The sequence below is a fragment of the Methyloceanibacter sp. genome (assembly GCF_049590335.1).
Taxonomy (GTDB): domain Bacteria; phylum Pseudomonadota; class Alphaproteobacteria; order Rhizobiales; family Methyloligellaceae; genus Methyloceanibacter.
In genome coordinates, this window is record NZ_JBAWCQ010000060.1 from 1 (window position 1) to 16983 (window position 16983).

The window sequence follows — 16983 nt, forward strand, 5'->3', positions numbered from 1 at the left end:
GGTCGGCAGACAGCCCCGTCTCCTCAAGCAGCTTCTGGGCTGAGGGCGAGGGCGGCATGGTGGCCGGGGCAATTTCGGCGCGGATATGCGGCTCGCGCACCAGCGCCAAAGCTTCGGCGGCGGGCGCTGGGGCCGATGGCTGCGGTACTGGCTTCGGTTCGGCGGGTCTGGCCGCGGCGGCTTTCAGGGCTGGCGCAACCGTCGCGCCGTCTCCGGCCGTGATCGCACCCAGAAGCGCGCCGACCTCGACCGTCTCGCCTTCCTTCACGACGATTTCGGACAACACGCCCCCGGCCGGCGCCGGCACTTCGACCGTTACTTTGTCGGTTTCGAGCTCGACCAGCGGCTCGTCGGCGGCGACTGCTTCGCCGGCCTGCTTGAACCACTGCCCCACCGTCGCCTCGACGACGGATTCGCCCAATGTCGGAACCCGGATTTCTGTCGTCATGGCCGTATTCGCCCGTCCTTCCTGTCTGTCCCTGACGGGACGCATCGCCTCCTGGCCTAACCCAGCGCTTCGTTGAGCAGGGCCTTCAACTCTCTGACATGCTTTGACATCAGTCCCGTCGCTGTCGCCGCCGAGCTCGGGCGGCCAGCATAGCGCGCGCGCCGGTGTTTGGCATCGATATGATCGAGTACCCAAGAAAGATTCGGGTCCACAAAACTCCAGGCGCCCATATTTTTGGGCTCTTCCTGGCACCAGACAATTTCGGCGTCCTTGAACCGGCCCAGTTCCTGGATCAGCGCCCGGGCCGGGAACGGATAGAGTTGCTCCATGCGCAGGAGATAGACGTCCGATGTGCCGCGCGTCTCGCGCTCGGCCTCCAGGTCATAATAGACCTTGCCTGAACAGAGCACGACGCGCCGGATCTCGCTGTCGGGCACAAGCTTGATGGGCGAGTCCGCGATGCGTTCGGCATTGTCCCAGAGCAGCCGGTGGAAGCTTGAGTCGGGTCCGAAATCGGCGATATCGGATTTGACCTTCTTGTGCCGGAGTAGGGATTTCGGCGTCATGAGCACCAGTGGCTTGCGGAACTGCCGGTGCAGCTGGCGCCGCAGCACATGGAAGTAATTCGCCGGCGTCGTGCAGTTGACGACCTGCCAATTGTCCTCGGCGCAAAGCTGGAGGTAGCGCTCGAGCCGGGCCGAGGAATGCTCAGGTCCCTGGCCTTCATAGCCATGGGGCAGCAGCAGCACGAGGCCCGACATACGCAGCCATTTGCGCTCGCCCGACGAGATGAACTGATCGATTATCACCTGGGCGCCATTTGCGAAGTCGCCGAACTGGGCTTCCCACAGGACGAGCGCGTTGGGCTCGGCGAGGCTGTAGCCATATTCGAAACCGAGCACGGCTTCTTCGGAGAGCATCGAATTGATGACCTCGAAGTCGCCCTGCTCTTTGCCCAGATGCTTCAGCGGCGTGTATTTGTTTTCGTTCACCTGATCCATCAAGACCGAGTGACGATGAGAGAAGGTGCCCCGCTCGGAGTCTTGGCCGGAGAGACGAATCTTGAAGCCCTCGACCAGCAGTGTGCCGTAGGCCAAAGACTCGGCGGTCGCCCAATCGATCCCCTTGCCCTCGTCGATCGACTGGCGCCGTGTGCTCATGATGCGGGCGATCGTCTTATGCGGCGTCAAGGTGGGCGGAATCTCGGTCAGCTTGTGGCCTACCTCGCGCAGGACGTCGAGATCGACACCGGTGAGGCCGCGACGCGCCCCTTCCTCGGCAAAGCCGATGCCCGACCAGCGTCCATCCAGCCAGTCGGCGCGATTGGGACGGTAGGTTTCGCCAGCGAGAAACTCTTCTTCTAGGAAGTCGCGGAACTTCGCCTGCAGTCCATCGACTTCCTCCTTGGAGACGAGGCCTTCTTTGAGCAGCCGGTCAGCATAGATCTCGACCACGCGGGGGTGCTCGGCGATGCGCTGATACATGAGCGGCTGGGTGAAGGCCGGCTCGTCAGCTTCGTTGTGGCCATGGCGGCGATAGCAGAACATGTCGATGACCACCGGTTTGCCGAAGCGCTGGCGGAACTCCGTGGCGATCTTGGTGACATGGACGACGGCTTCTGGATCGTCGCCGTTCACATGGAAGATCGGGGCATCGATCATCTTGGCGACGTCGGAGGGGTAGGGCGAGGAGCGCGAGAAGCGCGGCGCCGTGGTGAAACCGATCTGGTTGTTCACGATGAAGTGGATCGACCCGCCGGTGCGGTGGCCGCGCAAGCCAGACAATCCAAGGCACTCGGCCACTACGCCCTGGCCGGCAAAAGCGGCATCACCATGCAACAGGAGTGGCATGATCGTCTTGCGCTCGGTATCGCCGGCCTGGTCCTGCTTGGCGCGTACCTTGCCGAGCACCACCGGATCGACGATCTCCAGATGCGATGGGTTGGCTGTGAGTGACAAGTGAACCCGGTTGTCGTCGAACTCGCGATCCGACGAGGCGCCGAGATGGTATTTCACATCGCCCGACCCCTCGACATCGTCGGGGTGGGCGGAGCCGCCGCGGAACTCATTGAAAATGGCGCGCCACGGCTTGGCCATAACAGTGGCGAGCACGTTGAGGCGGCCGCGATGGGGCATGCCGATGACGATCTCGCGGACGCCGAGCTGGCCCCCGCGCTTGATAATCTGTTCGAGTGCCGGAACCATAGATTCGCCGCCATCCAGTCCGAAGCGCTTGGTGCCTGTGTATTTGACGTTGAGGAACCGCTCGGCCCCTTCGGATTCGATCAGCTTACTCAGGATCGCGCGTTTGCCTTGCTCCGTGAACTGAATCTCCGTGCCCTCGATCCGCTCCTGCATCCAGGCCCGCTGCTCGGGATCGGAGATGTGCATGTATTCAAAGCCGATAGTGCCTGCATAGGTCTTGTCCAGGACCGCAAGGACTTGACCGAGATCGGCGAATTCAAAGCCCAGCGCCCCGCCGATATAGATCGGCCGCGAATAGTCCGCCGGCGTGAAGCCATAGGTCTCGGGGTTTAGCTCGGGATGCGCGCCACGCTCGGTGAGACGCAACGGGTCGAGCTTTGCGATCAGATGGCCCCGGGTGCGGTAGGCGCGGATCAGCATGCGCGCGCCGAGCGTATCGCGGGCGGCATCGAGCGCTTCGGCTTGAGTCAGGGCGCCGGCGGGAGCGATGGCTGCGGGGGGCGCGGCGGCGGCGTCCGTCCAGGAGCGCCCCCGGTTCCAGGCGCCCCAGGATGGGCCTTCGGCGTCGGCGATTACGATCTTGGCCTCGTCGCCGAGATTGGCGAAGAAGTTCCGCCAGTCCTCCGAAACAGAGGCGGGGTCGGCTTCGTAGAGCGCGTAGAGCTCAGCGAGATAGGTAGCGTTGGCACCGTCCAGGAAAGAGGTGTGGGCGAAAACTTCGCTGGCTTCGTAACGCGTCATGGCACCAACCTTCCGGTCCGTTCTAGGACCTCCGGCGTGCCGGGCAATAAAGGCAAGCGTTTGGCGCCCAGCGCACCTTTAGCCAAATATTCCTGCAAGCGTCGTTCCAAGCGCGGCAGGGGAGTGAGATACGACGATCCCGGCATCCTGCATTGCCTCAATTTTGCTCTTTGCATCGCCCTTGCCGCCCGAAATAACGGCACCGGCATGGCCCATGCGGCGTCCGGGCGGTGCGGTCGCGCCAGCCACGAAGCCCACGATCGGTTTCTTGTTGCCGGCCTTGACCAGGAACTCGGCGGCGTCTTCTTCGGCGCTGCCGCCGATCTCGCCGATCATGATGATGGCCTCGGTGGCATCGTCCTCAAGGAACAGGGCGAGCGCGTCGATGAAGTTCGTGCCGTTGACGGGATCGCCGCCAATGCCGATGCAGGTAGTTTGACCAAAACCCACCGCGGTTGTCTGGGCCACGGCCTCATAGGTCAGCGTGCCGGAGCGGGACACGATGCCCACGCGTCCAGGGGTGTGGATATGGCCGGGCATGATACCGATCTTGCATTCGCCCGGCGTTATGACGCCCGGGCAGTTCGGGCCGACCAGCCGCGTATTCGATCCTGTTAGCGCGCGCTTAACCTTGACCATATCGAGGACGGGAACGCCCTCGGTGATGCACACAGCAAGTCCGATGCCTGCGTCGATGGCCTCCAGGATGGCGTCGGCGGCAAAGGGCGGCGGCACGTAGATCGCCGAGGCCGTCGCGCCGGTCGCGGCAACCGCCTCGCGGACCGTGTCGAAGACGGGCAGGTTGAGATGGGTCGTACCGCCTTTTCCGGGGGTGACGCCACCGACCATCTCGGTGCCGTAAGTGATCGCTTGTTCGGTGTGGAAGGTCCCTTGAGAACCTGTGAAGCCCTGGCAAATGACACGCGTATTCTTATCGACGAGGACTGACATGGTGCAAAGTTAAGCCGGTTCGAGGAAGGATGTGTGACAGAATAATAATGACCTTGGTGCGCTATCCAGCGCCGATCGCGGCCACCGCCTTCTTGGCGGCGTCGTCCAGGTCGTCGGCCGGGATGATGGCGAGGCCGGACTTGGAGAGCAGTTCCTTGCCGCGCTCCACATTGGTGCCTTCGAGGCGCACGACCAGAGGTACGGCGATGTTCGTCTCTTTCGCCGCGGCGATAATGCCCTCGGCGATCGTATCGCACCGCATGATGCCGCCGAAAATGTTGACGAGCACGCCCTTCACATTCGGGTCGGATAGGATGAGCTTGAACGCGGAGGTGACCTTTTCCTTGGTCGCGCCGCCGCCCACATCAAGGAAGTTCGCGGGCTCGGCGCCGTAGTATTTGATGATGTCCATCGTCGCCATTGCGAGGCCGGCGCCGTTGACCATGCAGCCGATATTGCCGTCGAGCTTGACGTAGGAGAGGTCGTGCTTGGAGGCTTCGACCTCGGCCGGGTCCTCTTCGTGGATGTCGCGCAGCGCCTCGATATCGGGATGGCGGAACAGCGCGTTGTCCTCAAATCCAATCTTCGCGTCGAGACAGACCAGCGTGTCTTCTTTGGTCACGACCAGCGGGTTGATCTCGATGAGGCTCGCGTCCTTCTCGATGAACAGCGTGTAGAGCGTCTTGATCAGCTTGCCGCATTGTTTGGCGAGGTCGCCCTTCAGCTCCAGCGCATCGGCAATGACGCGCCCATGAAACCCGCTGAGGCTCGTGGCGGGGTCCACATCGATGGTCGTGATCTTCTCCGGTGTCTCCGCCGCCACTTTTTCGATATTCACGCCGCCCTCGGTCGATGCGACGAACGCGACGCGGCCCGTGGTGCGGTCGACGAGCAGAGAGAGGTAAAGTTCGCGGGCGATGGTCGTGTCCTCGACCACATAGACGCTCCGCACAACCCGGCCCTTGGGTCCGGTCTGCGGCGTCACCAGCGGCTTGCCAAGCATACGGTCGGTCTCGGCATGCATCTCCTCGATGGTGTTGACGAGTTTGATGCCGCCGCCCTTGCCGCGTCCGCCAGCATGGATCTGTGCCTTCACGACGAAGATGTCGCCATTTAGCTCCTTCGCGAGCTCAATGGCTTGCTCCGCCGTCTCGGCCACCACGCCTTTGGCCACGGGGGCGCCATAGGCCTTGAGCAGGTCCTTGGCCTGATACTCGTGGATATTCATAAAAACTCTCCGGACGGGGGCGCGCCGTCTTACGAAGCTGCGAGGTTGGGAGCGATGCGCTGGCAGATTTCCACCAGGGATTTCACCGCCTGGACGGAATGCATCAGCGCGTCCTTCTCAGCGGAGGTCAGGTCGAGCTCGATGACGCGCTCGACGCCCTTGGCGCTGATGATCACGGGAACACCGGCATAAATGCCCTTCACGCCATACTCCCCATTCAGGTAGGCGGCGGCGGGCAGTACGCGCTTCTTATCGTTGAGATAGGATTCGGCCATGTCGAGCGCGGCCGCGGCGGGCGCATAATAAGCCGAGCCGGTCTTCAGAAGGCCGACGATCTCGGCGCCGCCATCGCGGGTCCGCTGTACGATCTCGTCCAGCCGTTTCTGGGTGATCCAGCGCATCTTGACGAGGTCGGCCAGTGGAATGCCAGCGACCGACGAGTAGCGGATCAGCGGCACCATGGTGTCGCCGTGGCCGCCCATGACCATCGTGTTGATGTCTTGGGGGCTGACGTCGAATTCCTCCGAGAGGAAGTACCTGAACCGCGCGCTGTCCAGGACACCAGCCATGCCCACTACCTTGTTGCGCGGTAGGCCTGAAGTCTTTTGGAGTGCCCACACCATCGCATCGAGCGGGTTGGTGACGCAGATCACGAACGCTTCCGGCGCGTATTTACGTAACCCGGCGCCCACTTGCTCCATGACTTTGAGGTTGATCTCGATCAGATCGTCGCGGCTCATGCCGGGCTTGCGGGGCACACCGGCGGTGACGATCACCACATCGGCGTCTTTGATATCGGCGTATTCGTTCGCGCCCTTGAATTTCGGAGAGAAGCCTTCGACCGGCGCCGACTGCGAAAGATCGAGCGCTTTGCCCTGCGGGACGCCGTCCACGACGTCGAAGAGGACGACTTCGCCAAGTTCCCGGATACCAGCGAGGTGAGCAAGCGTGCCGCCAATTTGGCCAGCACCGATCAATGCAATCTTATTACGCGCCATAACTTTCCCTCCCGATTTCTGCGTTTCCGGCTGCCGCTCCGTGATTTTTTCCGGCCGCTACCACAGCGATTGATGGTTAGATGCAATCGCGTCTGGGCGCAAGGTTGCGATTCGCGCGCAGCCTATCTTTGGTTCGCAGCAGGGTGCATTAGGCGATAGTCTTAGCCAGCGGATGGAAATCCTGGAGAGGCGATGACCGGCGACCAACCTGCGAAGAGCGAATCTGGGTCGGGATCTGACTCAAAACTTGGACCCGACGAAGAACGGCGCGCGCCGACGGATGAAGAGCTGGACGCGACTCCGCCCCTGCCGCTGGTGGTCTGGGCCGCGCGCTGCGCCAGCTATTTTCTGGCGCTCGGCGGGATCATGCTCGTGTCCTACGCGGTGTACGGCTTCGACGCCGATCCCAACAGTTTCCCGCCCGGGTTCCGGCTGAACCCGCTTCAGGCCGCGGTCAACTTCGTTTGGGGGCTGGCCGGAACGCTGATCGGCTTCTTCCGCCCGCGCAATGCCATCGCCTTTGTCCTCGCCTTCGCGGCCTTCTACACGGTGATCGCCGGCTTCGGCACGTTCGAGGGCTCGGCGCTGGGGATGCATTTGGGCACGCCCGCTAAGATCTTCTATTGGGTTGTCGTGGCGTTTGCGTGGGCGGCGGGGCTTTACGCCCTGCTCAACCGGACGGATCAGCCTAGCGATCAGCCCTAAGCGCGGTGCCCTCGCGGGCTATTTCTCAGGCCCTGCATCTTCCGGATAGTCTGCTGCCGCAGGCGCACCCGACCTGCGGGCCTGCGTCTCGACCAGGGTCGCGAGCGGGGAGCCCTTTGGTTTGATCCGAACCACGTAGAGCTTGGCCGGCTCCGTCTTGCTCGGGTTCCAACCGCGATGAACCACGTTCGGGGGCAGGATGTTGGTCTTGCCTTCGGCGACCGCATAAGGCGGCTTGCCCTCTTCCTGCAGCATGATCGAGCCCTGAAGCGCGTATTCGATTTCGACCGCGTCTTTATGGATGTGCCAGGGCACGGCGCTTTGGGGCGGGAAGGTATAGATTTGAATATCGATTTCCTTGCGCGGATCGCCCGCCAGGGGTTTCGTCTCGACGTGCTGGGTTTCGACCTGCGGCGGCGCGTTGGGCTCGCGGGCCTGCACGCCCGGTACGCCAAGCCATACCGTCAGCAACAGGCCCAAGCCGACCCAGGCCCGTGTCGTTTTTGAGCGCTGCTCTTTCGCTTGGATCATGCCCGCACAATAGCTTGGAATGCGGGCCGGACCAGGGAATTTGTGCCATTTCGCGGCGCGCCATCGCCCCAAAGCGCCCGCAATCTGGCGTTACGGCGTGTTCGGGGCTAAGGGATGACATGAGATTGCGCGCAAGACGGGAAGACTTCTTGGTAGGCTCTATAGGAGTGGTCGCCTTGATCGGGGGGCTGGCCATCCTTGTGTCGGGCTGTGCGGGAGGATTGTCGGGCCCCGAACAGGCCATCCAGGACCTCACGCGGGTCGATCACGGCAAGCCCTATATCGGCATGAGCAAGCAGCAGATCTTGGGCTGCGCGGGCCAGCCGCGCTCGCGGATCCCGGCCAGCGGCGGCGCTGAAACGCTCGTCTATCACTACAAAGGTGCGGGACCGGTCCCGGGCGGCACGCCAAAGGATGCGACCTGTACGGCGAGCTTGACGTTTTCCAGCGGAAAGCTGATTCGGGTGAGCTACTCCCACAAGGAGGGCCGCAGCCCTTATGCTTGGCAGGCCGAAAAGGACCCTGAGAAGGCCGCGCAAATGCGGAAGGAAGCGGTGCCGACCTGCGTGTTCTCGCTGCCCCGCTGTTCTGGCTAGACCGAAAGAGCCCGGCGCAAGGGCCGAGCTTTTCAAAAGACGGATCGAACTGCGGCGGATAAGCGCGCAGCCGCTATGACCGCTCGACCATTTTCCGCTTCAGGCTGGCGATGGACGCCGCCGGGTTCAGACCCTTAGGGCAGGCCTTAGTGCAGTTCAAAATGGTGTGGCAGCGATAGAGCCGGAAGGGATCTTCCAGATCGTCGAGCCGCTCGCCGGTGCGTTCGTCGCGCGTATCCTCTACCCAGCGATTGGCCTGCAGCAGTATGGCCGGGCCGAGATAACGGTCGCCGTTCCACCAATAGGACGGGCAGGCCGTGGAGCAGCAGGCGCACAGAATGCATTCATAGAGCCCGTCGAGCTTTTCGCGATCGTCATGGCTTTGGCGCCATTCCTTTTGGGGCGTCGGGCTATCGGTCTTGAGCCAGGGTTCGATCTCCCGGTGCTGCGCATAAAACTGCGACATATCCGGCACGAGGTCCTTGATTACAGGCATATGGGGCAGCGGATAGATCGCGATGGCCGCGCCTTTCGCCTCTTCGGCGTGCATGGTGCAGGCCAGCGTGTTCGTGCCGTCGATGTTCATCGAGCACGAGCCGCAAACGCCCTCGCGGCAGGAGCGGCGGAAGGTCAGCGTTGGGTCGATCGTGTTTTTGATCCAAAGCAACGCATCCAGAACCATCGGCCCGCAATCGTTCAAGTCCACCCAGTAGGTGTCGACGCGCGGGTTCTCACCGGTTTCCGGGTCGTAGCGGTAGACGCGGTATTCGCGCCAACGTCCGGACTCGGCATCCACGGCGGGCTGGTTCCACTCCTTGCCCTTCGTGATCTTCGAGTTTTTGGGAAGTGTGAATTGGACCATCTCAGCTTAATCCTTTGCGCCGGCCGGTTTGGTCTCGGCCTGAACCGCGTTTGCACCCGCGTTCCTAGTAAACCCGCTCTTTCGGCTCAATGTAAGCGACCTCGTTCGACAGCGTGAAAGTGTGCACCGGGCGGAAGTCCAGTTTCACCGTGTGCGTGCCGTAATCGGCGTAGGACAGGGTGTGCTTCATCCACTCACTGTCGTCGCGCTTGGGGAAGTCCTCGCGGGCATGGGCGCCCCGCGATTCCTCGCGAGCATGCGCCCCTTGCACGGTCACGGCAGCCTGAGAGATGAGATTGTCGAATTCGAGCGTCTCGATCAGGTCCGTGTTCCAGATTAGCGAGCGGTCGGTGACCTTGATGTCGGCCACGTCGCCCCAGACTTTCTTGATGTTCTTAACGCCCTCTTCGAGCACTTCCTTGGTGCGGAATACCGAACAGTCGCGCTGCATGGTCTTCTGCATCGCGAGCCGCAGCTCGGCGGTGGGTGTGCCGCCATCGGCGTAGCGGAAACCGTCCAGGCGCGCGATAGCCGCCTCGCCCGCACCCTTCGGCAACTCCGGAATGGCCGAGCCCAGCGGAATGAGTTCGGCACAGCGCAGCCCCGCGGCCCGGCCGAACACGACCAGGTCGATCAGAGAGTTCGAGCCCAGGCGGTTGGCGCCATGGACCGATACGCAAGCCGCTTCGCCAAGCGCCATGAGCCCCGGCACTGTGGCGTCGGGATCGCCGTTCTTAGGCGCAATCACCTCGCCGTGCATGTTGGTTGGGATGCCACCCATATTGTAGTGGCAGGTCGGAATGATCTTGATGGGCTCCTCGCGGGCGTCGACGCCACCAAAAATACGGGCCGAGTCCGTTATGCCCGGCAGGCGCTCCGCCAGCACGTCCTCGTCCAAATGGTCGAGGTGCAGGTGCATGTACTCCTTGTCGGGGCCGTGACCTCGGCCCTCCCGGATCTCGATGGTGATGGCGCGGGACACCACATCGCGTGAGGCCAGGTCTTTGGCGGAAGGCGCATAGCGCTCCATGAACTTCTCGCCTTCGGAGTTCCGTAAGAAGCCGCCCTCGCCGCGCGCGCCCTCGGTGATGAGCACGCCCGCACCATAGACACCGGTGGGATGGAATTGCACGAACTCCATGTCCTGTAGGGGGAGTCCTGCGCGCAGCACCATGCCGTTGCCGTCGCCCGTGCATATATGCGCCGAGGTGCAGGAGAAATAAGCCCGCCCGTAGCCGCCCGTAGCCAGGATCGTCTGATGTCCGCGGAAACGATGGATCGTACCGTCGGCCATGTTGATGGCGATGACGCCGCGGCAGGTGCCCTCGTCGTCCATGATCAGGTCGATGGCGAAATACTCGATGTAGAACTCTGCCGACTGGCGCAGCGCCTGGCCGTACATGGTGTGAAGCATCGCATGGCCGGTACGGTCGGCGGCAGCGCAGGTGCGCCGCGCCTGGCCCTTGCCGAACTCCGTCGTCATGCCGCCAAAAGCGCGCTGGAAGATCTTGCCGTCCTCGGTGCGGGAGAAGGGCACGCCCCAATGCTCCAGCTCGTAGACGGCTTCTGGCGCGTGACGGCAGAGATACTCGATGCAGTCCTGGTCGCCGAGCCAGTCCGACCCCTTCACGGTGTCGTACATATGCCAGCGCCAATCGTCGGGCCCCATGTTACCCAGCGCCGCGGCGATGCCGCCTTGGGCCGCCACGGTGTGCGAGCGGGTCGGAAAGACCTTGGAGATGCAGGCGGTGCGAAGGCCCGCCTCGCTGGCGCCGACCACGGCGCGCAGTCCCGATCCGCCCGCGCCGACGACGATGACGTCATAGGCGTGGTCGGTGATCTCGTAAGCACGGCCCTTCACAGTGACGGCGTTGTGCGGCGTAGTTGGCGTGGCGTCTTGAGGCATGGCGCATCAGCCTCCGAAACTGATTTTCAAAATGGCGAGGGTCGAGGCGATCCCGACCAGCGCGGCAAAGAAGGTCGCGAGCATGAGTGAGGCGGTCTTGCACAGCTTGTGGTGAAGATAGTCCTCGATGATCTCGCGCAGACCGATCCGCATATGGATCACAGCGGACCAGATCAGCGCCAGCATCAACACCGCTACGACCGGGTTGGCGAGGCAAGCCTTCACCGTGCCGTAGCTCGCGCCGGCATGGGCGACCACGAACCAGATCAGGAAGATGACGAGCGGAACGTTGGCGACGGCGGTCAGCCGCTGGCGCCAGAAGGTCTCGGTTCCATGATGGGCGGCGCCAAGGCCGCGCACGCGCTTGAGCGGTGTCGCCATGGCTAGAGCCCTCCCATCCGGTAATAGCCGATGATCCAGACTAGGACCGTCAGCACGATGGAGCCGATAATTGTCGCGAGGGCAAAGATTTCGACTGTTTGCTTGTCGAGGCCGGCGCCCGTGTCCCAGATCAGATGACGGATGCCGCCGAGCATGTGGTGGATCAGCGCCCAGGTGAAAGCGAACAGCAGCGCGCGGCCGAAAAGGCTTCCGAAGAAGCTCTGGACGCAGTCATAGGCATCCGGACCCATGCTCACGGCCACCAGCCACCAGGTTAGGAGCGCGAACCCGACCGCCAGCGCCGCGCCTGTGATGCGATGCGCGATCGACATCATCATCGTCAGCATCGGCCGGTAAATCTGCAGATGCGGAGATAGAGGCCGCTCCGCCTCAAGCTTATTTGTCATTGGAATTTATTATGTGTTGCCCAGAACAGTCTTCTCATAACGCAGAGAGAAGACAGGGGCAATCGGGGCGCACGGCTTTTCAGGACCGGCGCCCAGTGGCGGGATGGGCGCACGAGGCACCCAGATTTACACGGGAAATTAGGCTGTTACGCAGGCTGCGCGATCTCGAAGCACGATTCCACGTCGTCGGCCAATTTCGACATGATCCAGGTCTGGCCACCGTCGAGCGACTCCCAAACGTGAGAGCCGACGATGTAGGCCACTCCGCCCATCATACCGTCAAACGGTCCTTCCCAAGCCATGGGTACCCCCCAAGTCGCAAAACTAAGAGGGGTGAGAATGCAACTGAAATATTTTACAGAAGGTTTACATTAAAGGCCGGCGTTAGGGACAAGTGCCTATTCGTTGATCACACCGCAGGCAATACGGGGGCCGGCGTCGCCGGCCGGGTTCGATACGTAGTCGTCGCCTTTTTCATGGACGACGATGGCCGTGCCTTCTCCTTCCAGAAGACCCGGCAGGCTCACCATCTGGTTCATCACCTCGATATGGAGCTTGCCGTTCGCCGGAACATTAATATTGGGCATGTCGCCCGCATGGGGACCGGCCGGGTTCTCGAGGCCATGCTGGTCTTCTTCCGGGTTGAAGTGTCCCCCGGCGGACTTGAAGCTCGGCGGCTCGCATTTCCCAGTTCCGTGGATGTGGAAGGCGTGCGTGCCTTCAGGGAATGCGGTCAGTTCTGCATTCAGGAGGACGCCGGTCGGCACGGCGGTCAGCGTGACCGTCCCGACCTCTTTGCCGTCCGGGTCGCTCAGAACCGCTTTGGCCATCTCAGCGGCACCGGCGGTGCCTGCGAGCGCGACTTGGAGAGCGAGGACGCTCGCAAAGCAAAGCGTGGTACGGATCATCGTTGCATCTCCTTTGGGGTAGGCTTCTCGTGCGGGGCGAACTTCGACGCAGGCCAGCCCGCGCACATTAGGCAAGCTAGTCTAACGCGGATGCGACGATCACGGGAAGGCGCCGTGACGGCGATGCGCCCGCACAATTCCTTGATCGGCTAGCGCGGCAACGCGACCCAGTAGTCCATATCGAGTACAACGCCGTCTTCGAGCTTGCCGTCCTCTTTGACGCCCGGGAAGTCCGCGCAGTTGCGGTCTTTCACGGCAAAGGTGCGCAGGCGTAGCGCGCCGGCGTCCGACCGGCCCGGAAGTTCGGCCTTGTCGAGAACTTCGCTCCACGCATAGATCGTGTCGCCGGCGAAGGAGGGCGCCGCGTGACGTGCGCCGTTGAGCCCCAAGACGTGGAAGGCGTTGGCAAGTCCGTTGAAGCTGAGCGACCTGGCAATCGAGATGATGTGCCCGCCATAGACGAGGCGGCGGCCGAAGCGTTCCTGGGACTCGCGGTGCTGGTTGAAATGCACGCGCGCGGTGTTCTGGAACAGACGTGTGGCCATCTGGTGCTCGGCCTCTTCGATGGTCTGGCCGTCTACGTGATCGATCTTGTCGCCGACCGCGTAGTCGCCCCAGCGCCGCGGGGATCCTGCAAGCGCATAGTCGTAGACGGTGAGCTTCAGCGGCGGCAGCGCCTTGCCGAGTGTCTCCGGCGCGACGCTCTTGTCGAGCTCCGGGATCACGGTCTCGGGCGCAGGCGCATCGAGATCGCGCTTTACGACCATCACCCAGCGCGCGAAGGACAAGACCACCTCGCCCTTCTGATTGCGGCCGGTGGTGCGCACATAGACCGTTCCGTTCTTGCCGCTGGAGTTCTGCTTGACGCCGATCACGTCCGAGGTCGAGGCGATAGTGTCGCCAGGGTAGACGGCTTTGAGGAAACGGAACTCCGCATAGCCCAGATTGGCGATCGCGTTGCGGGACACGTCCGGCACGGTCTTGCCGATCACAAAATGGAAGACGAGGACGTCGTCGATGGGTGAGCGCGGGTAGCCGATACTCTGGGCGAAAGCGTCCGAGGATTGCACCGCGAAGCGGCCGCTATAGAGGGCGGTATAGACGCTGACATCGCCAACGGTGACGGTGCGCGGCGTCGGGTGCACGATCTCCTCGCCGACTTTGAAATCCTCGAAATAGTTTCCGGTAACGGTGCGGTCGATCTTGTTTGTCTGGGTCATGTGGTCGTCGTTGCGAGTTTCAATCCGATAATGGAGCCGATGAGCGTGGCGATGAAAAAGAGCCGCAAGGCCGTAGCCGGCTCCTTATAGACCAGGATACCGACAATGACAGTGCCAACCGCACCGATCCCGGTCCAGACCGCGTAGGCCGTCCCGATCGGGATGTCTTTGACCGCTTTATTGAGGAAGAGGAAGCTGAGAATAATGCAGACGGTGAAGATCGCTGTCGGCCAGAGCCTCGTGAAGCCCTCGGTGAGTTTGAGGGTCGAGGCGAAACCGATCTCAAACAGCCCAGCAATGATCAGGTTGGTCCAGGGCATGGCAGGGGTCCTCTTGCGGTCTCAGAATCCATCCTGCGACGGGGAGCAAGGCGTCCCGCAAGTGCAAGGGCCGCCCAGCGTTCCGGACCATAGGTTCGGGAGGGCGGTCTGTCACGCTGCGGGAGGAGGGGACTCTTCAAGCCGTGGGTGAGGCGGCGCCATACCAGCCCATAAAAAATGGCGGCTCCGCCATCGCGAGAACCGCCATTGTTCAAAGGTTCGCTAGATCAGCGCGAAAACTACGCGCGGTCGAGCTCGGCCGGGAGGTAGGAAGTCACTTCCATACCAGCTTCGGACTCGGTGATTTCGGGCTTCAGCCACTCTTTCATGGTCGTCTCCTTTTGTTTCATTAGTTTCCTAAGGTGCGGCAATTTGGATGAGAGGCGCATGACGCGTCAATGAAAACAATCTGAACAGCGGAGGATGGTGTCGGGGCGCTAAGCGGGCGGGGAAAAACGAACGCGCCGGGGGGATAGGCAAATGCTCAAACAAAAATGGCGGCCCCGCATACCGCTAGGACCGCCATTTTTTAAAACTTAACTAGATCAGCGCGAATTAAGCGCGGTCGAGCTCAGCAGGAAGGTAGGAAGTCACTTCCATACCAGCTTCGGACTCGGTGATCTCGGGCTTCAGCCACTCTTTCATGGTCGTCTCCTTGGTTTGTTCGGTGAACATCGTCTTTAGATAATGGGGATGGCGGATGAGAGTCGCATGACTCGTGCATTAACAGATTCTTACAAAAATTATCCTTGCAGAACAGTAGGCTAGTACTCTCTTAAATCGGCCGATTGCGACAATCTGTCAGTTTCTGACGATCACTTGAACAATTGCGCGGCCTTCTCGATCGTATTGTAGACGCCCCAGAGGAGCGGAACGCTCACGAGCGTCCAAGCCAGCACCAGCTTGACCTTGTTCGCGCCCGAGACTGTTTCGTGATGGGTGGTGTCGCTCATCATGCCTCCATTGACGCTTTGAGTTCTTTTTCGGTCATGTGGTGCTTCTCATCCACCGGGGTCATCAGCCAGTTCAGGATGAACCCGACGAGGAGAAGGCCCGCCATGATGTACATGGTCACCGAATAGGCGTCCGCTTTCGGCACGCCGTTATTGATTTGGTATTCGCGGATGTAGTTCACGAGCACCGGCCCGAGGACGCCTGCCGTGGACCAGGCGGTCAGGAGACGCCCGTGGATGGCCCCGACATAGCGGACGCCGAACACATCCCTGAGATAGGCCGGGATCGTGGCGAAGCCGCCGCCATACATCGTCATGATCACGCAGTAGAACGCCACGAACAGGACGATCGAGCCGGTCTGACCTGTCCACGGCACGGCGGCGTAGAGCACCATACCGAGGGCGAAGAAGATCATGTAGGTGGTCCGCCGCCCGATATAGTCGGACGTGGAGGCCCAGAAGAAGCGGCCGATCATATTGAACAGGCTGAGAAGGCCGACAAAGCCGGCCGCGGCCAGGGCCGTGATTTTACCGGGAAACATCTCCTGGCTCATGGCGGAGGCTTGGCCCAGCACCCCGATGCCCGCCGTCACGTTCAAGCAGAGCACGCCCCACAGGAGATAGAATTGCGGGGTCTTCAGCGCCTCGTCCACATGAACATGGGCGGTGGTGACCAGCTTTTTCGGCTCTGCGGGCGGCACGTAGCCCTCCGGAACCCATCCTTGCGGGGGCACACGGACGATGGTTGCTCCAATCATCATGAAAGCCATGTAGATGAGGCCCATCGTGACAAAGGTGCCGGTCACGCCCACGTTGGTGGGGCTGGAAAAGTGTTCCATTAGCAAGACCGACAAGGGCGAGGCGATCATGGCGCCGCCGCCAAAGCCCATAATAGCCATGCCTGTGGCCATGCCGGGCCGGTCCGGGAACCAGGTGATCAGCGTCTTCACCGGCGAGATATAGCCGAGGCCGAGACCGCAGCCGCCGAGCACGCCATAGCCGAGATAGATCAGCCAGAGCTGGTGCAGGTGGACGCCGAGCGCCGAAACGAGAAAGCCGCCGCCGAAGCACAGCGCCGCGGTGAACATCGCCCGGCGCGGGCCGACGCGATCGAGCCAGGTACCCGTGAAGGCCGCCGCAAGTCCGAGAAAGACGATGGCGATGGAGAAGATCCAGCCGAGCTGGGTCAATTTCCAGTCGTCGGGGGCGGATTCGGTGATGCCGATCAGCTTCGTCATCGGCAGGTTGAAGACGCTGAATGCGTATACCTGGCCAATACAAAGATGGACGCAAAGCGCCGCGGGTGGCACCAGCCATCGGCTAAAGCCCGGCTTCGCCACTGTGTGCGACCGGTTGAGCCAGCCGAACAAGCCTCCAGATTCCGCGTGTGCTGCGGTCGTCATGTGTGGTCTCTCCCCCGTTCAAATCGCGCTTTTGCGCGCTTATTGGCGGCCACTCTGAACGGGCTTGCGCCGCATCGCAAGAGGGCGGTCCCGCATAATCGCATTCTGAGCGCACGCATGTGCCGTTCGCCGCCCTCAGACGGAGGTCACGGCGGCTGGTGCCCCCCCAGCCCGCCGGCTTCGGGGACATCGCTGCCTCCGCCAAGGTTCGATAGGAAATA

The 16983-nt window shown here is 62.1% G+C and carries 20 protein-coding genes; 2 read left to right on the forward strand and 18 right to left on the reverse strand.

Annotation, left to right across the window (positions count from 1 at the left end; translation table 11 throughout):
* The 5 genes from WBQ77_RS04710 to mdh form a co-directional block, all read right to left on the reverse strand.
* Window positions 1–448, reverse strand: a 448-nt coding sequence (locus WBQ77_RS04710; protein WP_424059121.1) for a biotin/lipoyl-containing protein, incomplete at its 3' end; no start/stop codon positions are given.
* Between the two features lie 56 nt (window positions 449–504).
* Entirely contained in the window at window positions 505–3393 is a 2889-nt protein-coding gene (locus WBQ77_RS04715) for a 2-oxoglutarate dehydrogenase E1 component (RefSeq protein ID WP_424059123.1), read from the reverse strand.
* Between the two features lie 78 nt (window positions 3394–3471).
* On the reverse strand, window positions 3472–4344 hold the full coding sequence (gene sucD / locus WBQ77_RS04720; RefSeq protein ID WP_424043871.1) for a succinate--CoA ligase subunit alpha: 873 nt from the start codon (window positions 4342–4344) through the stop codon (window positions 3472–3474).
* 61 nt (window positions 4345–4405) lie between these two features.
* Window positions 4406–5572: an ADP-forming succinate--CoA ligase subunit beta gene (gene sucC / locus WBQ77_RS04725; RefSeq protein ID WP_424059126.1), complete on the reverse strand. Its 1167-nt coding sequence runs from the start codon at window positions 5570–5572 to the stop codon at window positions 4406–4408.
* A gap of 29 nt (window positions 5573–5601) precedes the next feature.
* Window positions 5602–6570 (reverse strand): malate dehydrogenase, encoded by a 969-nt coding sequence (gene mdh / locus WBQ77_RS04730; protein WP_424043867.1) that lies wholly within the window; start codon window positions 6568–6570, stop codon window positions 5602–5604.
* A 192-nt stretch (window positions 6571–6762) separates the two neighbouring features.
* Between mdh and WBQ77_RS04735 the strand changes: the two genes are divergently transcribed.
* Window positions 6763–7275: a hypothetical protein gene (locus tag WBQ77_RS04735; protein ID WP_424059128.1), complete on the forward strand. Its 513-nt coding sequence runs from the start codon at window positions 6763–6765 to the stop codon at window positions 7273–7275.
* Between the two features lie 18 nt (window positions 7276–7293).
* On the opposite strand, the gene WBQ77_RS04740 is transcribed toward WBQ77_RS04735, so the two are convergent.
* Window positions 7294–7806: a cupin domain-containing protein gene (locus tag WBQ77_RS04740; protein WP_424059129.1), complete on the reverse strand. Its 513-nt coding sequence runs from the start codon at window positions 7804–7806 to the stop codon at window positions 7294–7296.
* 119 nt (window positions 7807–7925) lie between these two features.
* On the opposite strand from WBQ77_RS04740, the gene WBQ77_RS04745 reads away from it, so the two are divergent.
* The gene (locus WBQ77_RS04745; RefSeq protein ID WP_424059131.1) at window positions 7926–8402 is read left to right on the forward strand and encodes a hypothetical protein; all 477 of its coding nucleotides are present in this window, start codon (window positions 7926–7928) and stop codon (window positions 8400–8402) included.
* A gap of 73 nt (window positions 8403–8475) precedes the next feature.
* Here WBQ77_RS04745 and WBQ77_RS04750 read toward each other — a convergent pair whose 3' ends face one another.
* From WBQ77_RS04750 to WBQ77_RS04805, 12 genes are all read right to left on the reverse strand, one after another.
* Window positions 8476–9264 (reverse strand): succinate dehydrogenase iron-sulfur subunit, encoded by a 789-nt coding sequence (locus WBQ77_RS04750; protein WP_424059133.1) that lies wholly within the window; start codon window positions 9262–9264, stop codon window positions 8476–8478.
* 64 nt (window positions 9265–9328) lie between these two features.
* Window positions 9329–11170, reverse strand: coding sequence for a succinate dehydrogenase flavoprotein subunit (sdhA, locus tag WBQ77_RS04755; protein ID WP_424043859.1), 1842 nt, complete (start codon window positions 11168–11170; stop codon window positions 9329–9331).
* Between the two features lie 6 nt (window positions 11171–11176).
* A complete protein-coding gene (sdhD, locus tag WBQ77_RS04760) occupies window positions 11177–11551 on the reverse strand; it encodes a succinate dehydrogenase, hydrophobic membrane anchor protein (RefSeq protein WP_424043857.1) in 375 nt (124 codons plus the stop codon).
* 2 nt (window positions 11552–11553) lie between these two features.
* Window positions 11554–11958 (reverse strand): succinate dehydrogenase, cytochrome b556 subunit, encoded by a 405-nt coding sequence (gene sdhC, locus WBQ77_RS04765; protein WP_424043855.1) that lies wholly within the window; start codon window positions 11956–11958, stop codon window positions 11554–11556.
* A 146-nt stretch (window positions 11959–12104) separates the two neighbouring features.
* Window positions 12105–12260: a hypothetical protein gene (locus WBQ77_RS04770; RefSeq protein ID WP_424043853.1), complete on the reverse strand. Its 156-nt coding sequence runs from the start codon at window positions 12258–12260 to the stop codon at window positions 12105–12107.
* A gap of 96 nt (window positions 12261–12356) precedes the next feature.
* Window positions 12357–12866, reverse strand: coding sequence for a superoxide dismutase family protein (locus WBQ77_RS04775; RefSeq protein WP_424059135.1), 510 nt, complete (start codon window positions 12864–12866; stop codon window positions 12357–12359).
* A 149-nt stretch (window positions 12867–13015) separates the two neighbouring features.
* On the reverse strand, window positions 13016–14086 hold the full coding sequence (locus tag WBQ77_RS04780; protein ID WP_424043849.1) for a MaoC family dehydratase: 1071 nt from the start codon (window positions 14084–14086) through the stop codon (window positions 13016–13018).
* The gene (locus WBQ77_RS04785) at window positions 14083–14406 is read right to left on the reverse strand and encodes a DMT family transporter (protein WP_424043847.1); all 324 of its coding nucleotides are present in this window, start codon (window positions 14404–14406) and stop codon (window positions 14083–14085) included. The genes WBQ77_RS04780 and WBQ77_RS04785 overlap by 4 nt, the downstream gene beginning before the upstream one ends.
* A 239-nt stretch (window positions 14407–14645) precedes the next feature.
* On the reverse strand, window positions 14646–14735 hold the full coding sequence (gene pqqA / locus WBQ77_RS04790; RefSeq protein WP_045363338.1) for a pyrroloquinoline quinone precursor peptide PqqA: 90 nt from the start codon (window positions 14733–14735) through the stop codon (window positions 14646–14648).
* Between the two features lie 226 nt (window positions 14736–14961).
* Window positions 14962–15081 carry a pyrroloquinoline quinone precursor peptide PqqA gene (gene pqqA, locus WBQ77_RS04795; protein ID WP_424059137.1) on the reverse strand — a complete coding sequence of 40 codons (120 nt, stop codon included), beginning with the start codon at window positions 15079–15081 and terminating at the stop codon, window positions 14962–14964.
* A gap of 140 nt (window positions 15082–15221) precedes the next feature.
* The gene (locus WBQ77_RS04800) at window positions 15222–15362 is read right to left on the reverse strand and encodes an MFS transporter small subunit (protein WP_424043846.1); all 141 of its coding nucleotides are present in this window, start codon (window positions 15360–15362) and stop codon (window positions 15222–15224) included.
* Window positions 15359–16762, reverse strand: a complete 1404-nt coding sequence (locus WBQ77_RS04805) for an L-lactate MFS transporter (RefSeq protein ID WP_424059139.1) — start codon at window positions 16760–16762, stop codon at window positions 15359–15361. The genes WBQ77_RS04800 and WBQ77_RS04805 overlap by 4 nt, the downstream gene beginning before the upstream one ends.
* Between the last annotated feature and the right edge of the window lie 221 nt (window positions 16763–16983).

What these genes read in the sequence shown, in the direction of transcription:
- WBQ77_RS04715 (WP_424059123.1), bottom strand. Translation starts at nt 3,393, where the DNA reads ATGACGCGTTACGAAGCCAGCGAAGTTTTCGCCCACACCTCTTTCCTG.
- sucD (WP_424043871.1), bottom strand. Translation starts at nt 4,344, where the DNA reads ATGTCAGTCCTCGTCGATAAGAATACGCGTGTCATTTGCCAGGGCTTC.
- sucC (WP_424059126.1), bottom strand. Translation starts at nt 5,572, where the DNA reads ATGAATATCCACGAGTATCAGGCCAAGGACCTGCTCAAGGCCTATGGC.
- mdh (WP_424043867.1), bottom strand. Translation starts at nt 6,570, where the DNA reads ATGGCGCGTAATAAGATTGCATTGATCGGTGCTGGCCAAATTGGCGGC.
- WBQ77_RS04735 (WP_424059128.1), top strand. Translation starts at nt 6,763, where the DNA reads ATGACCGGCGACCAACCTGCGAAGAGCGAATCTGGGTCGGGATCTGAC.
- WBQ77_RS04740 (WP_424059129.1), bottom strand. Translation starts at nt 7,806, where the DNA reads ATGATCCAAGCGAAAGAGCAGCGCTCAAAAACGACACGGGCCTGGGTC.
- WBQ77_RS04745 (WP_424059131.1), top strand. Translation starts at nt 7,926, where the DNA reads ATGAGATTGCGCGCAAGACGGGAAGACTTCTTGGTAGGCTCTATAGGA.
- WBQ77_RS04750 (WP_424059133.1), bottom strand. Translation starts at nt 9,264, where the DNA reads ATGGTCCAATTCACACTTCCCAAAAACTCGAAGATCACGAAGGGCAAG.
- sdhA (WP_424043859.1), bottom strand. Translation starts at nt 11,170, where the DNA reads ATGCCTCAAGACGCCACGCCAACTACGCCGCACAACGCCGTCACTGTG.
- sdhD (WP_424043857.1), bottom strand. Translation starts at nt 11,551, where the DNA reads ATGGCGACACCGCTCAAGCGCGTGCGCGGCCTTGGCGCCGCCCATCAT.
- sdhC (WP_424043855.1), bottom strand. Translation starts at nt 11,958, where the DNA reads ATGACAAATAAGCTTGAGGCGGAGCGGCCTCTATCTCCGCATCTGCAG.
- WBQ77_RS04770 (WP_424043853.1), bottom strand. Translation starts at nt 12,260, where the DNA reads ATGGCTTGGGAAGGACCGTTTGACGGTATGATGGGCGGAGTGGCCTAC.
- WBQ77_RS04775 (WP_424059135.1), bottom strand. Translation starts at nt 12,866, where the DNA reads ATGATCCGTACCACGCTTTGCTTTGCGAGCGTCCTCGCTCTCCAAGTC.
- WBQ77_RS04780 (WP_424043849.1), bottom strand. Translation starts at nt 14,086, where the DNA reads ATGACCCAGACAAACAAGATCGACCGCACCGTTACCGGAAACTATTTC.
- WBQ77_RS04785 (WP_424043847.1), bottom strand. Translation starts at nt 14,406, where the DNA reads ATGCCCTGGACCAACCTGATCATTGCTGGGCTGTTTGAGATCGGTTTC.
- pqqA (WP_045363338.1), bottom strand. Translation starts at nt 14,735, where the DNA reads ATGAAAGAGTGGCTGAAGCCCGAAATCACCGAGTCCGAAGCTGGTATG.
- pqqA (WP_424059137.1), bottom strand. Translation starts at nt 15,081, where the DNA reads ATGTTCACCGAACAAACCAAGGAGACGACCATGAAAGAGTGGCTGAAG.
- WBQ77_RS04800 (WP_424043846.1), bottom strand. Translation starts at nt 15,362, where the DNA reads ATGATGAGCGACACCACCCATCACGAAACAGTCTCGGGCGCGAACAAG.
- WBQ77_RS04805 (WP_424059139.1), bottom strand. Translation starts at nt 16,762, where the DNA reads ATGACGACCGCAGCACACGCGGAATCTGGAGGCTTGTTCGGCTGGCTC.